The organism is Nonomuraea sp. NPDC002799 (assembly GCF_053592075.1).
This window is the reverse complement of sequence record NZ_JBSFVA010000001.1, coordinates 438018-455675: the sequence shown is the minus strand read 5'-3', so window position 1 is coordinate 455675 and position 17658 is coordinate 438018. Positions and strand designations below refer to the sequence as shown.

Sequence of the window (17658 nt, the reverse complement as noted above, 5' to 3'; positions counted from 1 at the left end):
AAACTTTCCTAACGGTAAACGGCCACTGACCGGGTGTTCGACCCGGCGGTCAGCGGACGACGATGAAGTCCGCGGCGTCGCGGGGGGCCCTTTCGCGCGGCGGGGCGGCTGCGTGCCCGACGGCCACGCAGCCCATCGGGTCCCACGAGCCGGGCAGATCGAGCACCTCGCGGACGACCGGCCGGCAGAACATGGTGGAGGAGACCCACGCCGAGCCGAGCCCTTCGACGGCGAGCTGGATGAGCAGGTTTTCCACTCCGGCGCCCATGGCCACGACGAACATCTCCCGCTCCGAGGCGTTGCGCCGATCGTCGCGGTAGGTGTGGGAGCCCTCCATCACCAGGCACGGCACGACCAGGTAGGGCGCGCCGCGCAGCACGTCGCCGCGCTTGATCCGCTTGGCGATCGACTGCTCGGTGAAGCCGTCGCCACGCAGGTCCTCGATCCACGCCTCGCGCATGGCGTCGAGCAGCTTGACGCGGGTCTCGGGCGACTCGACCAGCACGAACCGCCACGGGGTCGTGTGGTGCGGCGCGGGCGCGGCGATGCCCGCCGCCACCGCCCGGCGCACCGCGCCCGGGTCGACGGGCCGGTCTGAGAACTCCCTGATCGTCCGGCGGGCGAACACGACGTCGCGCGAGCCGAAGCGGAACAGGTCGTCGTCGGCCGCCCGGACCAGCGGCCTGACGCCCGGCCCGTCGTCCTCGGTGACCAGGTGGGACAGCCCGCGCACGATCGCGACGGGAACGCCGGAGAGCTTGCCCTTGACCAGCTCGGCCGCGCCCGCGATCTCGTCGGCCAGCGCCGTGACGGTGGCGTTGAGCGCGTTGCCGTAGCCGTCGGAGACGCCTCTGAAGTCGTCGAGCGGGCGCACGCCGGCCGCCCCGATGGCCACGTCGGTGAGCCCGTTGCGCCACGGCCGGCCGAACGTGTCGGACACGATCACGCCCGCGCGCACGGGCAGGCCCTTCCTGATGCGCCTGGCCGAGGCGTCGGGGTCCTCGGGCAGGAGCAGCACGGTGCCGGGCTCGGTGTTGGAGGCGTCGACGCCCGCGGCGGCCATGACGAAGCCGTGGCGGGTCTGGGAGATGACGGTGTCGCCGCGCCTGGCGACCACCCGCTCGGTCTCCTCCTCGATCGCCCGCATGCGGTCGGGGGCGTGCCGGATCCGGCCCTCGGCCTTGCTCACGATCTTGGAGGTGACGACCACGATGTCGCCGTCGCGCAGGCCGGCGTCCTGGAGCAGCGCGGCGACGTCGTCGCCCGGCCGCACCTCGCCGATGCCCGCGACGGCGAGCACCTCGATGTGCTGGGGGACCTCGACGTGGCGGGGGACCTCGGCGTGCGGCGGGACGGTCATCGGGCGAGCTCCTGGGCGAGGTCGAGGGTGGTGCGGGCGATGTCGGCCGCGGCGTCGGCGTCGTGCATGAGGATCGGGCGGGCCAGCACGCGCACGCCGTCGAGCGCGACCCCTTCGTCCTCCTCCGCCACCAGCCAGCCGTCGATCAGCTCGGCGCCGTAGAGCTCCAGCACGGCCTGAGCGGTCGTCTCCACCCCGATGGCCGTCAGGCACGCGTCGGCCATGCCCCGGACGGGAGCCCCGCCGATGATGGGCGACACCCCGACCACGGTCTTGGCGAGCAGGGCCTCGCGGATGCCGGGGACCTGAAGGATGGTGCCGATGCTGACGACGGGGTTGGACGGCGGCAGGATGACCACGTCGGCCTGCTGGATCGCCTCCAGCACCCCCGGCGCGGGCTTGGCGGTGTCGACCCCCACCAGCGCGAACGACCGGGCGGGAACGGAGGCGCGCAGGCGCACCCACCACTCCTGGAAGTGCACGGCGCGCTTGCCCTGCTCGTCCTCGATCACCACGTGGGTCTCGCAGCGGTCGTCGCTCATCGGCAGCAGCCGCACCCCCGGCTGCCAGCGCGCGCACAGCGCCTGGGTGATCTGGGAGAGCGGATAGCCGGCCTCCAGCATCTGCGAGCGGACGATGTGGGTGGCGAAGTCGCGGTCGCCGAGCCCGAACCACTGCGGCTCCACGCCGTACGCGGCCAGCTCCTCCTTGACGACGTGGGACTCCTTGGCCCGGCCCCAGCCCTGCTCCTCGTCGATGCCGTTGCCCAGGGTGTACATCACCGTGTCGAGGTCTGGGCAGACCCGCAGACCGAACAGGGTGATGTCGTCACCCGTGTTGCCGATGACGGTGATCGAGGCGTCGGGCGCGGTGGCGCGCAGGCCGCGCAGGAAACGGGCGCCGCCGATGCCGCCGGCGAGTGACACGATGTGCATGCGGCCCAGTCTTCCACCGGCCTCTGACAACGCCGTCTCGGGAGTCGTTTTCGCCACTCATCGAGAGGTGAACCTCCAGGTTGAGCGCTTTTGTGATGTAAGAGGTTTCTGGGACCTCCGCCGGGCATGTCGGTGATGTGGCAAACTCCCTTCGGGCCAAAGGGTCCATTGGGGGTAGTTATGAGCAAACTTGATGTAGCTCGGCTGAAGGAGCCGGCCGCTTGGATCATGCTCGTCACCGGGCTGGTGAACGTGCTGCTGACGATCGGCCACATCCTGATCGGCACGTCGTCCAGCTCGTCCTTCATGGACCGCGCGGCCTCGAACTTTCCGAGCCTGACCAACCCGGTCTTGACGGCGTTGCTGCTCGGGGCGGTGCTGCTCGTCACCAAGGTCGGCGCGCCGACGCCCAAGGCCAAGCCGATCACGTACGGGTCGGCGGCCGGGCTGCTCCTGGCGACCGTGGTGGGCATGCTGGCGCTGCTCCTCGGCCTGTTCGCCGGAATCGGTGCCCGGGAGACCGTGGAGTTCGTGCTCCTGGGTGTGCCGCAGCTCGCGCTCACCGCCCTCGCCCTGGTCTACCTGCTTCCGCAGGTCCTTCCCGAACGTCCGGTCGCGCAGGTCTACCAGCCTCAGTTCGGCCAGCAGCCGCCGTTCTTCGGTGGTCAGCAGCCGCAGCAGTTCGGCCAGCCGGAGCCGGCTCAGGCCGCGCCCGGATACGGGCAGCAGCCGCCGTCGGGTCAGCAGCCCGAGTACGGCCAGCACTCCGAGTACGGCCAGCAGCCGCCTTCGGGCCAGCAGCCCGGTTATGGTCAGCAACCGCCCTCCGGTCAGCAGCCCGGTTATGGTCAGCAACCGCCTTCGGGCCAGCAGCCTGGGTATGGCCAGCAGCCGCCGTCCGGTCAGCAGCAGCCTGGGTACGGACAGCAGCCGCCCTCGGGCCAGCAGCCCGGCTACGGCCAGCAGCCGCCTTCGGGCCAGCAGCCTGGGTATGGCCAGCAGCCTCCCTCTGGTCAGCAGTCTCCCTCCGGTCAGCAGTCTGGCTACGGGCAGCCGTCCGGTTACGACCAGGCCGGCTACGATCAGCCCGCTTATGAGCAGTCGTCCGGTTACGGGCAGCAGCCGCCTTCGGGTCAGCAGGTCGGCTACGGGCAGCAGCCGCCGAGCTTCGTCGGCCAGCCCGAGCCGCCGCAGGCGATCTACGCCCAGCCGGAGCCGTACCAGCCGATCAGGGCCGCGCTGCCCGCCGCGCCGGCGGACCGCCGGCCTGAGCCGCAGCCCGGCCAGTCCGATCACGCGTACCCGCCGCAGAGCTTCGGGCAGGACTCGAACCACGGCCAGGCGGCCTACGCCCCCGCCGAGACGGCCCCCTCGATCCAGGATTACGCCACCCCGCCTCCTGCGGTCCAGGATTACGCCACCCCGCCTCCCTCTGTTCAGGATTACGCCACCCCGCCTCCTGCGGTTCAGGATTACGCCACCCCGCCTCCTGCGGTTCAGGACTACGCCACCCCGCCTCCCTCGGTTCAGGATTACTCCACCCCGGCCTCGGAGTACCAGCCCGCCCCGTACGTCCCGGCGGACAGCCAGCCAAGCCTTTACGGTCAGCCGAGCCCGAACCCCTACGCGCCCCCGGCGAACGACCAGCAGAGCCCGTACGCGCAGGATCAGCAGAGCCTGTACGCGCCGGTGGAGACCGCGCCCAACGCCTTCGCCGAGCCGGCCTTCCCGTCGGGTGAGACCACCCCGAACGTGCAGTTCCCGCCGGCGGCCGAGCAGCCGCAGTTCGGCCAGCAGCCTTACTACGGCCAGAGCGCGTTCGATCAGCAGGCCGCCGGTCAGCAGGCCCCGCAGCAGCCGGCCCCGCAGCAGGGCGGGCAGCCGTTCACGGGCTACTCGGGCCACGAGTTCGCGGCCCCGCCCGCCTACCAGGAGCCCGACCCGCCCGTGGACCCGCGCTCCCAGCAGCTCATGGACGCCTACCAGCAGGCGGAGACGTACCAGAGCTCCGCGCCCCAGCACCTGCCGGCCGGCGGCCAGCCCGAGCTGCGGGTGCCCGACTATTCCAGCCAGGCGGGCGCGCCCAGGTCGTACGACGACCCGTTCGGCCACCCGCAGCAGCACGCCGAGTACGGGTCCCAGCAGGCCCAGTACCGTCCCACGCACCAGGCCCCGGCCGGTGGGGCGGCCTGGCCGGAGGCCCCGGCCGAGTCGACGATGCGGCTCGACCCCAGCGCGCTGGGCGGTGGCGAGCAGCGTCGTCCGGGAGACGATCCGATCGACCCGACCGCCATATACACCCCTAACGAGCCCCGCAGGTAACGGACCGGCAATGGACGGCTAGAGAGAAGGTGGGCCACGGGCGGGGGTCTTTCCGCCCTGGTACGGTTCGGACCGCTAGCAGCGTTGAAAAGCTACGCCGACGCCGGCTGCAAAGGGGTGTCGGCGGGGTGCGAACATCACATGCCAAGCACACCGGGGCGAGATCTGGTCTTTCCCCGGATACCTGCATGCCGCTTGACGTCGGCTACGGCACACGCGTGTAATTACAACCATGTTGTTACGCCTTCCAGTGGGTGGGTAGTAAGGAAGGCGTCCATGGGGGGCTCCATTGCGGGCGGGCGGCAGGGAGGTGTGCAGTGACCGATCCGGTCATCGCACAGGAACAGCTTGACGACGCTGAAGAACTCGGCTGGCAAGAGCGTGCGTTGTGTGCTCAGACGGATCCGGAGGCGTTTTTTCCGGAGAAGGGCGGCTCCACCCGAGAGGCCAAGAAAGTCTGCCGATCGTGCGAGGTCCGTGCTGAGTGTCTTGAATACGCACTTGAGCACGATGAGCGGTTCGGCATCTGGGGTGGGTTGTCCGAGCGTGAGCGCAGACGGATCAAGCGCCAGGCCGTTTAGGTCCGATGGGTGATCTGCCTGGCGGACTGCTGTCACGGTCCAAGACCGGGGCGGCGGCCCGATGAGCAGGTTTCCCGTCAGGGATATGGGCGAAGGGGTCACGCGGGTTGCCGTGTGACCCTTTTTCGCCTCTCCCGATGAGGTTTCACCTGTATGGTGGGCGCGCCTGATCATCCCCCCAGGAGTCACCCGCCGATGTCACGTCCCTACGTCACCGCGATCGTCGTCTCCCACGACGGCGCCCGCTGGGTCGGGGAGACGCTGCGCGCGCTGGCCGGTCAGAGCCGCAGGCCCGACCGCGTGGCCGGCGTCGACAACGGCAGCAGGGACGCCTCCGCCGACCTGATGGCCCAGACGCTCGGCCGTGGCAACGTGTTGTCCCTGCCCCGCTCCACCGGGTTCGGCGAGTCCGTCGGCGAGGTGCTGGCCAAGCTGCCGTCCGCCGGCGGCGACGAGTGGATCTGGCTGCTCCACGACGACTGCGCCCCCGACAGGCGGGCGCTGGAGGCGCTGCTGGCGGCCGCGCAGCACCATCCGAAGGCCGCCGTGCTCGGCCCCAAGCTGCGCGACTGGCTCGACCGCAGACGGCTGCTGGAGATCGGCGTCACCGTGGGCAGGACCGGGCGCAGGGAGACCGGGCTGGAGCCGAACGAGTTCGACCAGGGGCAGCATGACGGCACGCGGGAGGTGCTGTCGGTGTCCACGGCCGGGATGCTGATCCGCCGTGACGTGTGGGAGCGGGCCGGCGGGCTGGATCCGTTCTTACCGCTGTTCCGCGACGACCTCGACCTGTGCTGGCGGGTGCGCAACGCCGGGCACAAGGTGCTGAACGTGACCTCCGCCGTGGCCTACCACGCGGAGGCGGCGGCGCGCAGACGGCGGCGCATCGCGGTCAGCGGGGACCATCCGCGCCGGCTCGACCGGCGCAACGCGATCTTCGTGGTCATGGCCAACCTGCCGTTCGGCGCGATGCTCTGGGCGTTGCTGCGCACCCTGCTGGGGTCGGCCTTCCGGACGTTGTTGTTCGTGGTGAGCAAGCAGCCCGCGAACGCGCTGGACGAAGTGGTGGCCATGGGCTCGGTCCTGGCGCACCCGTTCAGGCTGCTCCGGGCGCGACGAGCCCGCCGCCACGGCCGTAAAACGGGATATATCCGCATTAAGGGGTTGATGGCGCCGCGGGGAGCGGCCTACCGGCGGCTCGTCGACCTGACGCAGAGCTTCCTCGCCGGCCAGGCGCCCGTCGACTCGACCGGGCGTCACCACCACGCGTCCTCGTCCGCGTCCGCGCCGGACGAGGACGTGGTCCCGCCGCCGGACACCGGCGCGGTCAAGCGCTTCATCGGCCGTCCCGGTGTGCTCCTCATGCTCTCGCTGACCGTGGTGGCGCTGGTCGCCGAGCGGTCGCTCCTCTGGGGCGAACGACTCGGCGGCGGCGCCCTGGTCCCGGTGACGGGCAGTGCGAGCGACCTCTGGACCTTCTACACCGAGGGCTTCCACGACATCGGGCTCGGCTCCGACGCCTGGGCGCCGCCGTACGTGGCCGTGCTCGCCGCCCTGGCCACGCCGGCGTTCGGCAAGACGTGGGTGGTGGTCTCCGTGCTGCTGCTCGGCTCGGTGCCGCTGGCGGGCGCCTCGGCGTACCTGGCGACGCGGCACATCATCCCGGCGGTGCCCGCACGGGCGTGGGCGGCCGGGACGTACGCGCTGCTGCCCGTCGCCACGGGGGCGGTCGCGGCGGGGCGGCTGGGCACGGCGGTGGTGTTCGTACTGGTGCCCGTCTACGCCTCGCTCGGCACCAAGCTGCTGTCCGCGGAGCGCCGCCGCGCCCGCCGCGCCGCCTGGACGCTGGGGCTGCTGCTGGCCGTGGGCACGGCGTTCGTGCCGCTGGTCTATCCGCTCTTCGCCGTTCTGGGGGTGCTGGCGGCCGTCGCGTTCCGTGGCGTGCTGACCTCGATGGTGATCGCGCTCGTGGTGCCCGTGGTGCTGCTGCTCCCGTGGCTGGCGACGCTGGTGACCGATCCGGGCAAAATCCTGCTCGAAGCCGGTCTGCACGATCCGGCCCTGGTCGACGCCGGGCTGGCGCCGGAGTCGCTGCTGGCCCTGAGTCCGGGCGGACCGGGGCTGCCGCCGTTCTGGGTGACCTCGGGCCTGCTCGTGACGGCGCTGGCGGCGCTGCTCATGCGCCGCCAGCGGATGATCGTGGCCCTCGGCTGGGGCGTCGCCCTGTACGGGGTGCTGGCCGCCATCCTGGTCAGCCGCGTCAGCGTCGAAGGGGCGCGGGTCTGGCCTGGGGTGCCGCTGGCGTTCGCGGGAACCGGGCTGCTGGTCCTCGTCGGCCTGACCGCGCACCGGCTGTCGGAGTTGCGGGCCGGCGGCGGGCTCGCGCGGGTGGGCGCCACCGCGCTGGTGGCGGTGGCGTTCAGCACGCCGCTGCTGGCGGCCGGCCACTGGATGGCGAGCGGCGTGCCCGGGCCGCTGGTGGGCGACGCACGCGAGGCGCTGCCCGCGCTGGCGGCGGCGCGTACCCGGAACGGGGAGCGGACCCTGGTCGTCAAGGGGACGGCGTTCACGGTGCTGCACGGTCGCGGCCCGCTGATCGGCGAATCGGAGCTGCCGGTCTCGTCCGAGGCCCGCACCCGCGTGGCGGCCGCCGCGCGGGGGCTGATCGGCGGGCGCGGCGGGGACGCGGCCACGCTCGCCCAGCTCGGCATCGGCATGGTGGCCGTGGCGCCGCCCGTCTCGCCCGAGCTGGCCGAAGTCCTCGACTCGCAACCGTCGTTGCAGCGCCAGAGCCTGTCGGCGGCGGGCGGTCTGTGGTCCCTGAGCGAGCCGGTCACCCGGGTGCCCGCGCAGCCGGAGAGCGTGCTGCACACGCCGTGGCTCTGGGCGCAGGGGGCGCTGGTGCTGCTGGTGGTGCTCCTGGCCGCGCCGGGGCGGCGCGCGCCCGAAGGCGTGGAGTCGTCCGCCGTGGCTCTGGCGGGCGCGTGATGGCGGCGTCCGCGGCTCCGGTGTTCGTGGTTCTGGCGTTCGCGGCTCTGGCGGGTGCGTGATGAAGACGTTCGTGGAGAACCGGTTCGGGCTGCTGGCGCTGGTCGTGGTGGCCCTGGTCGCCATGTACGGCGTCGCGTTCGTCACCAGGCCCGCCCCCGTGCCGCCGGTGCCCGACGGCCCGCGCAAGGTGGCCGTCGAGTCGGTCACCGCCGTGTGCCCCGGCACGAAGGGGGAGCGGGTCGACGTCTACCTGCCCGGCACGCTGTCCCACGAGGCCATGGACGCCGAGCCGTACCGGACGAACGGCCCCGGCGGACTGGAGGCCGGCTACGTCACCCGCGCCACGACGGGCGCCGGCCGCGGCCTGTCCGGGGTCCGCTGCACCGAGCCCGCCCCGCGGACCTGGCTGGTCGGGCCGGGGCCCGCGAACGCCGACGTACGCCTGCACCTGACCAACGCCGACAAGGCGCCGGCGCTGGCGGACGTGCAGGTGTACGCGGCGGAGGGCCCTGTCTCGGGAGACGCGGGCCGCGGGCTGGAGATCGCGCCGGGCGAGCACCGGGAGATCGACCTCAAGACGCTCGCCCCCTCGGCCGACATCATGGCCGTGAGCGTCACCACCTTCTACGGCCGGCTCGCCGTGGCCGCCAGGGCCACCATGGAGATCGGCGGCGTCGACTGGCTCCCGGCCGCCGCGCCGCCCGCCACGCGCGTGGTCGTCCCCGGCATCCCCGGCGGCGGCGGGCGCCGCGAGCTCCTCGTCGCCGCCCTCGGCGAAACCGACGCTCTGGTACGGGTGCGGGCGGTGAGCCAGGACGCCGAGTACGCCATGAAGGGCCGGGAGACGATGGACGTGCCGGCCGGAAGCGTCGTCTCGCTGGACGTCACCACCGGGGTGGGCGGCTCGCCGGCGGCCCTCGTTCTGACCTCGCCGGTCCCGATCGTCGCCGGGCTCGTCATCACCGGCACCGGCGGGCGCTCGGACGTGGCCTTCACCGCCGGGACGCCGTCGCTGGAGCTGGGAAGCGCCGTGGCGCGCAACGGCGCCGGGTCACGGCTGGTGCTCACCGCCCTGGGCGCCCGCGCCGGGAAGGTCCGGGTGCAGGTGGTGGCCGGGAAGGGCGATGCCGCGCGGCCGTTCGACGTGGAGGTGCCCGCGGGGCGGACCCGCGACGTGCCGCTCAAGGCGAAGGGCGCCTTCGCCGTCGTGGTGACGCCTGTCTCCGGGGAGGTCTATGGGGGCCGGGTGGTGGAGGAACGCCTGAAGACCGGACTCATGATCACCACTCAGCCTCTGGCCCCGGCCCGGACGTGGACGATCCTCCCACCCCTGACCGACTCCCCCCGCGTCGTGCAGCCCTGAGCAACTACCCGCGGACCACCGCAGATGGGTCAGCGGCGGTCGTCGTAGCCCGGGTCGACGGTTTCGGGGGAGATGCCCAGCAATGTGGCCACCTGCTCCACAACCGTGTCATGGACCATGGCGCCCAGCGTGTCGCGGTCGCGGGCGCGCGCCTCCAGCGGGCGGCGGTAGATGACGATCGAGGCCGGGCTCTGGCCGCTCGCCGCGTCCGCCCGGCCGAACGGGATCGGGTCGGTGCCCAGGCTCGGGCCGTCGTCCAGCTCGCTCAGCGGGGGCACCTCCTCCACCGCGAACTCCACGGCCGAGAGCTGGCGCTCCCATCGGGGGCGTAGCCGGTCGACCGCGTCGAGGACGAGATCGTCGAAGCGCTCGCTGCGCGCCTTGGCCATCGGGATGTGGGAGGGGGCGAGCGGGCCGCGGAGGCCGCGACCGTGGCGATCGCGCCGTCTGGGACCGCGCCTGTTTGTCACAGGGGCAAGTGTAGGGGGCTGTCCCGCCCGTTCCGGGAGTGGCGACGCCGGTCCTCGGGCGCGATCCTGAGCAGGGGCGCCATCGGGGCATGTGGGTGGAAACGCTGCGACAGGTGTCCGAATTGTGGCGACACGCTCGTTAAGAGCCCTCAGATAGTGGCGCCTCGCACTCTTACCAGATACGGTCCCTCCGTGAGCCCCGTCCGCCGCTGTTCCCGCACCGCTTGCAGCCAGCCTGCCGTCTTCACGCTCACGTACGTATACGCCGACTCGACCGCTGTCCTCGGCCCCCTGGCGACGTACGCGGAGCCACACTGCTATGACCTGTGCGCCGAACATGCCGAGCGGCTTACCGCCCCCCGCGGCTGGGAGGTGGTGCGGCTGCCGACGGATGGCGCCTCACCCAGCTCCGATGACCTCGAAGCGCTGGCCAACGCGGTCCGTGAGGCGGCGCGGCCCGCACCGTCCGGCGGCGGTGAGCCGGTCGGCCAAGGGGTCGAGGTCGGCCGCCGTGGGCACCTGCGCGTTCTGAGGTCGGCTCAGCAGCACCGCGACCGGTAGGCTCGTTTTACAAGGGAGAAACGACCTAAGGGCGGAGCTGGAGAGTGGGCGACCTCGCCAAGATCTTCAAAGCGTACGACGTTCGCGGAGTCGTTCCCGACGAGCTCGACGAGCCCACCGCCGAGGCCGTGGGGGCGGCCTTTGTCGAGGTGACCGGAGCCGAGTCCGTGGTGGTCGCGCATGACATGCGCGCGTCGTCCGCACCGCTGGCCGAGGCGTTCATCCGCGGCGCCCGATCGCGTCACGCCGACGTCGTGCACGCCGGCCTGGGCTCCACCGACCTGCTCTACTACGCCAGCGGCAGCCTCGGGCTGCCCGGCGTGATGTTCACCGCCAGCCACAACCCGGCCCGCTACAACGGCATGAAGATGTGCCGCTCCGGTGCCGTGCCGATCGGCGGCGACAGCGGGCTGGCCGAGATCCGTGACAGGGCGGCCGAGCTGGTCGGCGTGACCGCCGCGCCCACCGGATCCGTGATCGAGAAGGACCTGCTGTCCGGCTACGCCCACCACCTGCGCTCCCTCGTCGACCTGTCGGGCATCCGGCCGCTCAAGGTGGTCGTGGACGCGGGCAACGGCATGGGCGGGCACACCGTTCCGGCCGTGTTCGACGGGCTGCCGATCGACCTGGTCCCGCTCTACTTCGAGCTGGACGGCGAGTTCCCCAACCACGAGGCCAATCCGCTGGAGCCGCAGAACCTCGTCGATCTCCAGCGGGCCGTCGTGGCCGGCGGAGCCGACATCGGGCTCGCCTTCGACGGTGACGCCGATCGTTGCTGGGTCATCGACGAGCGCGGCGAGTCCGTCTCGCCGTCGGCCATCACCGCGCTGGTCGCGGCGCGGGAGCTGGCCAAATATCCGGGCGCGACGGTCATCCACAACCTGATCACCTCGCACGGCGTTGCCGAGATCGTCCGCGAGCACGGCGGTGTTCCCGAGCGCACGCGCGTCGGTCACTCGTTCATCAAGGCCGAGATGGCCCGCACGGGAGCGGTGTTCGGCGGCGAGCACTCGGCCCACTATTACTTCCGCGACTTCTGGTACGCCGACTCCGGGCTGCTGGCGGCGATGCACGTGCTGGCCGCGCTGGGCGAGCAGGAGCGGGCGCTGTCCGAGGTCGTCGAGGCCTACTCGCGTTACCACGCCTCCGGCGAGATCAACAGCGCCGTCGCCGACCAGGATGAGGCGCTGCGGCGGGTGCGCGCGGCGTTCGACGGGCGCGGCGACTTCGACGAGCTCGACGGGCTGACCGTCACCGGCTCCGGCTGGTGGTTCAACCTGCGGGCGTCCAACACCGAGCCGCTGCTCAGGCTGAACGCCGAGGCGGCCGACGAGATCAAGATGTCGGCGATCAAGGACGAGGTCCTCGCCATTGTGGGAAAGGTGTCAGTGTGAAGATCGACGACTGGCTGCTGGAGATCCTGGCCTGCCCGGCGTGCAAGGCGCCGCTGCGTGCCGAGACCGAGACAGAGGAGCTGGTCTGCACGGATTGCGGCTTGATCTACCCCGTTCGCGATGACATTCCCGTCCTGCTCGTCGACGAGGCCAGGAAGCCGTGACCTGGGAGCCGGGGCGGCTCGACGATCAGCGTCACCTCAGCGAGGTCGACTCCCTCGGCATGTTGCCGGCGGTGGCCGCCTCCGCGGCCCACGTACGCACCGGCTACCGCACGGCCATGGAGGCCCGCGTCGACCGCCTGGCCTCCCAGGGGCGCCCGCGGGCCATCGTGGTCGTGGGCATGGGCGGCTCCGGCATCGCCGGCGACATCCTGGCGGTGGTGGCCGGCAACGGCGCGCCGCTGCCGATCGTGTCGCTGCGCTCCTACCAGCTCCCCGGCTGGATCGGCGCGACCGACCTGGTCATCGCCGTCTCCGGCTCCGGCGACACCGAGGAGACCCTCTCGGTCGCCACCCAGGCCGTGCGGCGCGGCTGCTCGCTGATGGGAGTGGGGCCCGCCGGCTCGCCGCTGGAGGCCATCGCCACCCAGGCGTCGGCGACCTATGTGCCCGTGCCCATCACCGGCACATCCAGGGCCGGCATCTGGTTGCTCGCCATCCCGCTGATCGTGGCCGCGATCGAGCTGCGTCTCGTGGCCGCGGACGCCGACCTGTTCGAGCGGGTGGCGAAGGCGCTGGAGGACATGGCGAACCGGTGCCGCCCGTCGAGCGAGTCGTTCATCAATCCGGGCAAGACGCTCGCGATGGATCTGGCCGAGACGGTGCCGGTGATCTGGGGCTCGTCGCCCGCGACGGCCGTGGCGGCGTACCGGATGGCCTGTCAGCTCAGCACCAACGCGAAATACCCGGCCCTGCACGGCGAGCTGCCCGCGGTCGGCCACAACCAGGTGGCCGTCCTTGAGGGGCCGATGGCCGAGCGCGACATCTTCGCCGACGCGGCCGGGCACACGATCAGGCTCGTCATACTGCGTGACGTCGAGGAGCATCCGCAGGTCATGCGGCGACGTGAGGCCGTGCTGCGCCTGGCGCGCGAGCGCGACGTGCTCGTCACCGAGCTGGCGGCCGACGGCGTGCACCCGCTGGAACGGATGGCCGGCCTGATCGCCCTCGGCGACTACGCCAGCACCTATCTGGCGCTCGGGTACGCCATCGATCCGACCCCTGTGTCATCGATCACTGAGCTGAAGGCCAGAATTTCGCAATAGGATCCTTTTCGGGCCTGAATCACGTGATCTTTATGAGTGGAGAACCCCGGTGAGCGCGAGCGGCGGAACCAAGGCAATCGTTGCGGCATTGACCGCGAACCTGGCAATCGCCGTGGCCAAGTTCGTGGCGGCATTCTTCACGGGGTCGTCGTCCATGCTGGCCGAGGGCATCCACTCGGTCGCCGACTCAGGCAACCAGGTGCTGCTGCTGGTCGGTGGCAAGCGCGCGGCCAGGGCCAGGACCAAGGAGCATCCGTTCGGCTACGGCCGCGAGCGTTACTTCTACGCCTTCGTGGTGGCCGTGGTGTTGTTCACGATCGGCGCGGTGTTCTCGCTCTATGAGGGCGTGCACAAGATCACCGATTCGCACAACACGGTGGAATCGCCGATCTGGGCGTTCGCGGTGCTGATCTTCGCGATCATCGCCGAGGCGTTCTCGTTCCGTACGGCCATCAAGGAGTCGAACGCGGTCCGCGGCAAGCAGTCGTGGGTCTCCTTCGTCCGCCGCTCCAAGTCGCCCGAGCTGCCCGTCATCCTGCTGGAGGACCTGGGGGCCCTGCTCGGTCTGTTCTTCGCCCTGTTCGGTGTGACGATGGCAGTCGTCACCGGCAACGGCGTCTGGGACGGCATCGGCACCCTGATGATCGGCGTGTTGCTGGCCGTGATCGCGGTCGTGCTGGCCCTGGAGACCAAGTCGCTGCTGGTCGGCGAGGGCGCGTCGCCCGAGATGGAGGCGCAGATCCGCACGACTCTGGAAGCCGCGCCCGAGGTGAAGCGGGTCATCCACATGCGCACGCTGCACCTGGGCCCCGAGGAGCTGCTGGTGGCCGCGAAGATCGCGGTGCAGCACGACGAGACGGCGGGTGAGGTGGCCCGCGGCATCGACGAGGCCGAGCGCCGCATCCGTGAGGCCGTTCCGATCGCGCGCGTGATCTACCTGGAGCCGGATCTGGACCGGCAGCACACCGCCCCCACGTCAAGCCCCTCGTCCAGCTGAGCCGCGGAGGTCAGCGGCCGGACGGGCGCAGGAGGCGCAGGGCCTTCTCCTTCTCGAAGTCCAGTGCCCGGCGTGGCACCTGGATGCGCCCGATCCGCACGCCCAGATCACGAACCGCCGCCGCCACCCCGGGCTCGCTCAGCACCCGCAGCGCGAACGCGAGCTCGGCCGGCGACACGTCGAACCGCTTCTCCAGCTCCACCCCCTGAGCCACGGCGGCCAGCTCCTCAGGCCCGAACCGGCGGTGCGCACCCTGCTCCCGAATCGGTGGCAGCAGGCCGAGAGCCTCCCGGTATCGGAGCATTCGCGGGGACATGCCGAGCCGCTTGGCGGCTTCCGTGATGCGCATCCTTACATTCTTACGTCAGATTCACCGTCGTCGTGGTGCGGGGCCGGCGGAGAGACGCCTAAACTCGTCGGCGACAACATTCGTGATGCGAGGGGAAACCCGATGGACTTCAAGGTCGCCGACCTTTCACTTGCCGACTTCGGCCGCAAGGAGATCCGGCTCGCCGAGCACGAGATGCCCGGCCTCATGGCGGTTCGCAAGGAATACGCGGCCTCACAGCCCCTTCGTGGCGCGAAGATCATGGGCTCCCTGCACATGACGATCCAGACCGCCGTCCTCATCGAGACGCTGGTCGCCCTCGGCGCCGAGGTCCGCTGGGTGAGCTGCAACATCTTCTCCACCCAGGACCACGCCGCCGCCGCGACGGTCGTCGGCCCCAACGGCACCCCGGAGGACCCGCAGGGCGTTCCGGTCTTCGCCTGGAAGGGCGAGACGCTGGAAGAGTACTGGTGGTGCACCGAGCAGGCCCTCACCTGGCCGAACGGCGACCGCCCCAACATGATCCTCGACGACGGTGGCGACGCCACGCTCCTGGTCCACCGGGGCGCCGAGTACGAGAAGGCCGGCGCCGTGCCGCCCGCGACCGCCGAGGACCCGGAGGAGTGGCACGTCGTCGTCGACCTGCTCACCCGCACGGTCGGCCCGGACAAGCGCTGGACCGGGATCGCCGAGAGCATCAAGGGCGTCACCGAGGAGACCACGACCGGCGTGCACCGTCTCTACGAGATGCACAAGAACGGCCAGCTTCTCTTCCCGGCCATCAACGTCAACGACTCGGTCACCAAGTCGAAGTTCGACAACAAGTACGGCTGCCGCCACAGCGTCATCGACGGCCTCAACCGCGCCACCGACGTGCTGATCGGCGGCAAGGTGGCCGTGGTCTGCGGCTACGGCGACGTCGGCAAGGGCTGTGCGGACGCGCTGCGCGGCCAGGGCGCCCGCGTCATCGTGACCGAGATCGACCCGATCTGCGCGCTCCAGGCGGCCATGGACGGCTTCCAGGTGACCACGCTGGACGAGGTCGTCGGCATCACCGACATCTTCGTCACCACGACCGGCAACTTCAACATCATCACCGCCGAGCACATGGCGAAGATGAAGCACCAGGCGATCGTCTCCAACATCGGCCACTTCGACAACGAGATCGACATGGCCGGCCTCGCCAAGCTGCCCGGCATCCAGCGGAACAACATCAAGCCGCAGGTCGACGAGTGGATCTTCGAGGACGGGCACTCGATCCTCGTGCTCGCCGAGGGCCGCCTGATGAACCTCGGCTGCGCCACCGGCCACCCGAGCTTCGTCATGTCCAACTCGTTCACCAACCAGGTGATCGCGCAGATCGAGCTGTTCGCGAAGACGGACGAATACCCGATCGGCGTCTACACGCTGCCCAAGCACCTGGACGAGAAGGTCGCCCGCCTGCACCTCTCCGCCCTGGGCGTGAAGCTCACGGAGCTCACCAAGGAGCAGGCCGCCTACATCGGCGTGCACGTCGAGGGCCCCTACAAGTCTGACCACTACCGCTACTGAACCGCGCTGAAGGTTGCCGACCAGCGCTGAAGGTGCTCCGGGAGGGGGTTGATCTCCTCTCGGAGCTTTGCCTTATCAACCATCTTTTACGGCAAGCCAAGTTGCCCGCACGCGCCGACCCCGGTTCCCGTCAGTCATGGCCGGTCGTGAAGGCTCACGGGTCGCTCGCCGTTACGAGCGCATTCTGTGCCGTCTTCTTCGGTCAGCCGTAACCTTCGGTCAGCCGTCTTCTTCGGTCAGCCGTCATCTTCGGTTAGTGGTGAGCCATGGATCTCTGGGAAAGCGGCGAGCGGCAGATCTCGTGGGCCGCGCGCTCGATGCCGGTGCTGACGGCGATCGGCGAGCGGTTCAGCCTTGAGCGCCCGCTCGACGGGTTGAAGATCGCCGCCTGCCTGCACGTCACCGCCGAGACCGCCGTGCTGATGGGGGCGCTGAAGGCGGGGGGCGCCGAGATCGCGCTGGCCGCGTCGAACCCCCTGTCCACGCAGGACGACGTCGCCGAGGCGCTGCGGGCTTACGGGATCGCCGTGCACGCCCGGGCCGGGGTGGATCGGGCCACCTATTACCTGCACATCCACCAGGCGCTCGACCTCGGGCCCGATCTCGTGCTCGACGACGGGTGCGATCTGGTGAACATCCTGCACACCGAGCGTACCGACCTGCTGGCGGGCGTCAGCGGCGGATGCGAGGAGACCACGACCGGGATCATCCGGTTGCGGCAGATGGCGGCCGAGAACGCGCTGAGGTTCCCTGTCGTCGCGGTGAACGACACGCGGACCAAGCGCATGTTCGACAACCGGTACGGCACCGGGCAGTCGACGCTCGACGGGATCATGCGCGCCACCAACACGATGCTGGCCGGGCGGACCGTGGTGGTGGCCGGGTTCGGGTTCTGCGGCCGGGGGGTGGCCGAGCGGGCCAAGGGGTTCGGGGCGCGGGTGATCGTGACCGAGATCGACGCCGTGAAGGCGCTCGACGCGACCTTGCAGGGTTATGAGGTCCGGCCGATGGCGCAGGCCGCGATGGCCGGCGACCTGTTCATCACCGTGACGGGCAACCGGGACGTGATCAGGGCCGAGCACCTGTCGGTGATGAAGGACGGCGCGATTCTGGCCAACGCCGGGCACTTCGACGTGGAGATCGACGTCCGGGCGCTGGACGAGCTGGCCCACGAGGTGCATCGGGGCGTGCGGCCCAACACCGACGAGTACGTCATGCCCGACGGCCGCCGCCTGCTGCTGCTGGCGGAGGGGCGGCTGGTCAACCTGGCCGCCGCTGAGGGGCACCCGGCCGCGGTCATGGACATGTCGTTCTCCGCGCAGGCGCTGGCCGTGGCGTGGCTGGCCGGGGAGCGCGCCGGGATGGAGCCCGGCGTCTACGACGTGCCGGGGGAGATCGACCACGAGGTGGCCAGGCTCAAGCTGGCCGCCACCGGCATCGGCATCGACGTGCTCACCGCCGAGCAGGAGGACTACCTCCACTCGTGGCGCGTGGGCTCCTAGAAACCGGCAAAGGTCCCGAGAGGCCGGCGGGCTTCC

The 17658-nt window shown here is 70.9% G+C and carries 15 protein-coding genes; 11 read left to right on the top strand and 4 right to left on the bottom strand.

The features are described 5' to 3' along the window. Window positions 1–49: 49 nt before the first annotated feature. On the bottom strand, window positions 50–1360 hold the full coding sequence (locus tag ACWD0F_RS01990) for a coenzyme F420-0:L-glutamate ligase (protein WP_449871850.1): 1311 nt from the start codon (window positions 1358–1360) through the stop codon (window positions 50–52). Further along, on the bottom strand, window positions 1357–2295 hold the full coding sequence (gene cofD / locus ACWD0F_RS01985) for a 2-phospho-L-lactate transferase (RefSeq protein WP_449871848.1): 939 nt from the start codon (window positions 2293–2295) through the stop codon (window positions 1357–1359). Before cofD ends, ACWD0F_RS01990 begins: the two co-directional genes overlap by 4 nt. 180 nt (window positions 2296–2475) lie before the next feature. Between cofD and ACWD0F_RS01980 the strand changes: the two genes are divergently transcribed. From ACWD0F_RS01980 to ACWD0F_RS01965, 4 genes are all read left to right on the top strand, one after another. Further along, on the top strand, window positions 2476–4617 hold the full coding sequence (locus ACWD0F_RS01980) for a hypothetical protein (RefSeq protein ID WP_449871846.1): 2142 nt from the start codon (window positions 2476–2478) through the stop codon (window positions 4615–4617). A gap of 317 nt (window positions 4618–4934) precedes the next feature. Beyond that, entirely contained in the window at window positions 4935–5198 is a 264-nt protein-coding gene (locus tag ACWD0F_RS01975; protein WP_449871844.1) for a WhiB family transcriptional regulator, read from the top strand. A 195-nt stretch (window positions 5199–5393) separates the two neighbouring features. Next, window positions 5394–8186, top strand: coding sequence for a glycosyltransferase family 2 protein (locus ACWD0F_RS01970; RefSeq protein ID WP_449871842.1), 2793 nt, complete (start codon window positions 5394–5396; stop codon window positions 8184–8186). A gap of 61 nt (window positions 8187–8247) precedes the next feature. After that, complete coding sequence (locus ACWD0F_RS01965) at window positions 8248–9552, top strand: DUF5719 family protein (RefSeq protein WP_449871840.1); 1305 nt, start codon at window positions 8248–8250, stop codon at window positions 9550–9552. 29 nt (window positions 9553–9581) lie between these two features. Here ACWD0F_RS01965 and ACWD0F_RS01960 read toward each other — a convergent pair whose 3' ends face one another. Continuing rightward, the gene (locus ACWD0F_RS01960) at window positions 9582–10022 is read right to left on the bottom strand and encodes a metallopeptidase family protein (RefSeq protein WP_449871838.1); all 441 of its coding nucleotides are present in this window, start codon (window positions 10020–10022) and stop codon (window positions 9582–9584) included. 192 nt (window positions 10023–10214) lie between these two features. Between ACWD0F_RS01960 and ACWD0F_RS01955 the strand changes: the two genes are divergently transcribed. Genes ACWD0F_RS01955 through ACWD0F_RS01935 form a run of 5 tightly spaced genes read left to right on the top strand, consistent with a single transcriptional unit; the run spans window position 10215 to window position 14241 of the window. After that, complete coding sequence (locus ACWD0F_RS01955; RefSeq protein WP_242374918.1) at window positions 10215–10583, top strand: DUF3499 domain-containing protein; 369 nt, start codon at window positions 10215–10217, stop codon at window positions 10581–10583. 44 nt (window positions 10584–10627) lie between these two features. After that, a complete protein-coding gene (locus ACWD0F_RS01950; protein WP_449871836.1) occupies window positions 10628–11977 on the top strand; it encodes a phosphomannomutase/phosphoglucomutase in 1350 nt (449 codons plus the stop codon). Beyond that, the gene (locus ACWD0F_RS01945) at window positions 11974–12141 is read left to right on the top strand and encodes a Trm112 family protein (protein WP_449871834.1); all 168 of its coding nucleotides are present in this window, start codon (window positions 11974–11976) and stop codon (window positions 12139–12141) included. Before ACWD0F_RS01950 ends, ACWD0F_RS01945 begins: the two co-directional genes overlap by 4 nt. After that, window positions 12138–13244, top strand: coding sequence for an SIS domain-containing protein (locus ACWD0F_RS01940; RefSeq protein WP_449871832.1), 1107 nt, complete (start codon window positions 12138–12140; stop codon window positions 13242–13244). Before ACWD0F_RS01945 ends, ACWD0F_RS01940 begins: the two co-directional genes overlap by 4 nt. A gap of 49 nt (window positions 13245–13293) precedes the next feature. Then, window positions 13294–14241, top strand: a complete 948-nt coding sequence (locus ACWD0F_RS01935; RefSeq protein WP_449871830.1) for a cation diffusion facilitator family transporter — start codon at window positions 13294–13296, stop codon at window positions 14239–14241. A gap of 10 nt (window positions 14242–14251) precedes the next feature. On the opposite strand, the gene ACWD0F_RS01930 is transcribed toward ACWD0F_RS01935, so the two are convergent. Next, window positions 14252–14590, bottom strand: a complete 339-nt coding sequence (locus ACWD0F_RS01930; protein ID WP_449871828.1) for a MerR family transcriptional regulator — start codon at window positions 14588–14590, stop codon at window positions 14252–14254. 102 nt (window positions 14591–14692) lie between these two features. Between ACWD0F_RS01930 and ahcY the strand changes: the two genes are divergently transcribed. Together ahcY and ACWD0F_RS01920 are read left to right on the top strand one after the other, a co-directional pair. Then, window positions 14693–16120, top strand: a complete 1428-nt coding sequence (gene ahcY / locus ACWD0F_RS01925; RefSeq protein WP_449871826.1) for an adenosylhomocysteinase — start codon at window positions 14693–14695, stop codon at window positions 16118–16120. A gap of 266 nt (window positions 16121–16386) precedes the next feature. Continuing rightward, window positions 16387–17622 carry an adenosylhomocysteinase gene (locus ACWD0F_RS01920; protein WP_449871824.1) on the top strand — a complete coding sequence of 412 codons (1236 nt, stop codon included), beginning with the start codon at window positions 16387–16389 and terminating at the stop codon, window positions 17620–17622. Window positions 17623–17658 lie beyond the last annotated feature (36 nt).

Bases quoted from the DNA above. Each gene is read 5' to 3' on its own strand.
- ACWD0F_RS01990 (WP_449871850.1), bottom strand. From the start codon at position 1,360: ATGACCGTCCCGCCGCACGCCGAGGTCCCCCGCCACGTCGAGGTCCCC.
- cofD (WP_449871848.1), bottom strand. From the start codon at position 2,295: ATGCACATCGTGTCACTCGCCGGCGGCATCGGCGGCGCCCGTTTCCTG.
- ACWD0F_RS01980 (WP_449871846.1), top strand. From the start codon at position 2,476: ATGAGCAAACTTGATGTAGCTCGGCTGAAGGAGCCGGCCGCTTGGATC.
- ACWD0F_RS01970 (WP_449871842.1), top strand. From the start codon at position 5,394: ATGTCACGTCCCTACGTCACCGCGATCGTCGTCTCCCACGACGGCGCC.
- ACWD0F_RS01965 (WP_449871840.1), top strand. From the start codon at position 8,248: ATGAAGACGTTCGTGGAGAACCGGTTCGGGCTGCTGGCGCTGGTCGTG.
- ACWD0F_RS01930 (WP_449871828.1), bottom strand. From the start codon at position 14,590: ATGCGCATCACGGAAGCCGCCAAGCGGCTCGGCATGTCCCCGCGAATG.
- ahcY (WP_449871826.1), top strand. From the start codon at position 14,693: ATGGACTTCAAGGTCGCCGACCTTTCACTTGCCGACTTCGGCCGCAAG.
- ACWD0F_RS01920 (WP_449871824.1), top strand. From the start codon at position 16,387: ATGGATCTCTGGGAAAGCGGCGAGCGGCAGATCTCGTGGGCCGCGCGC.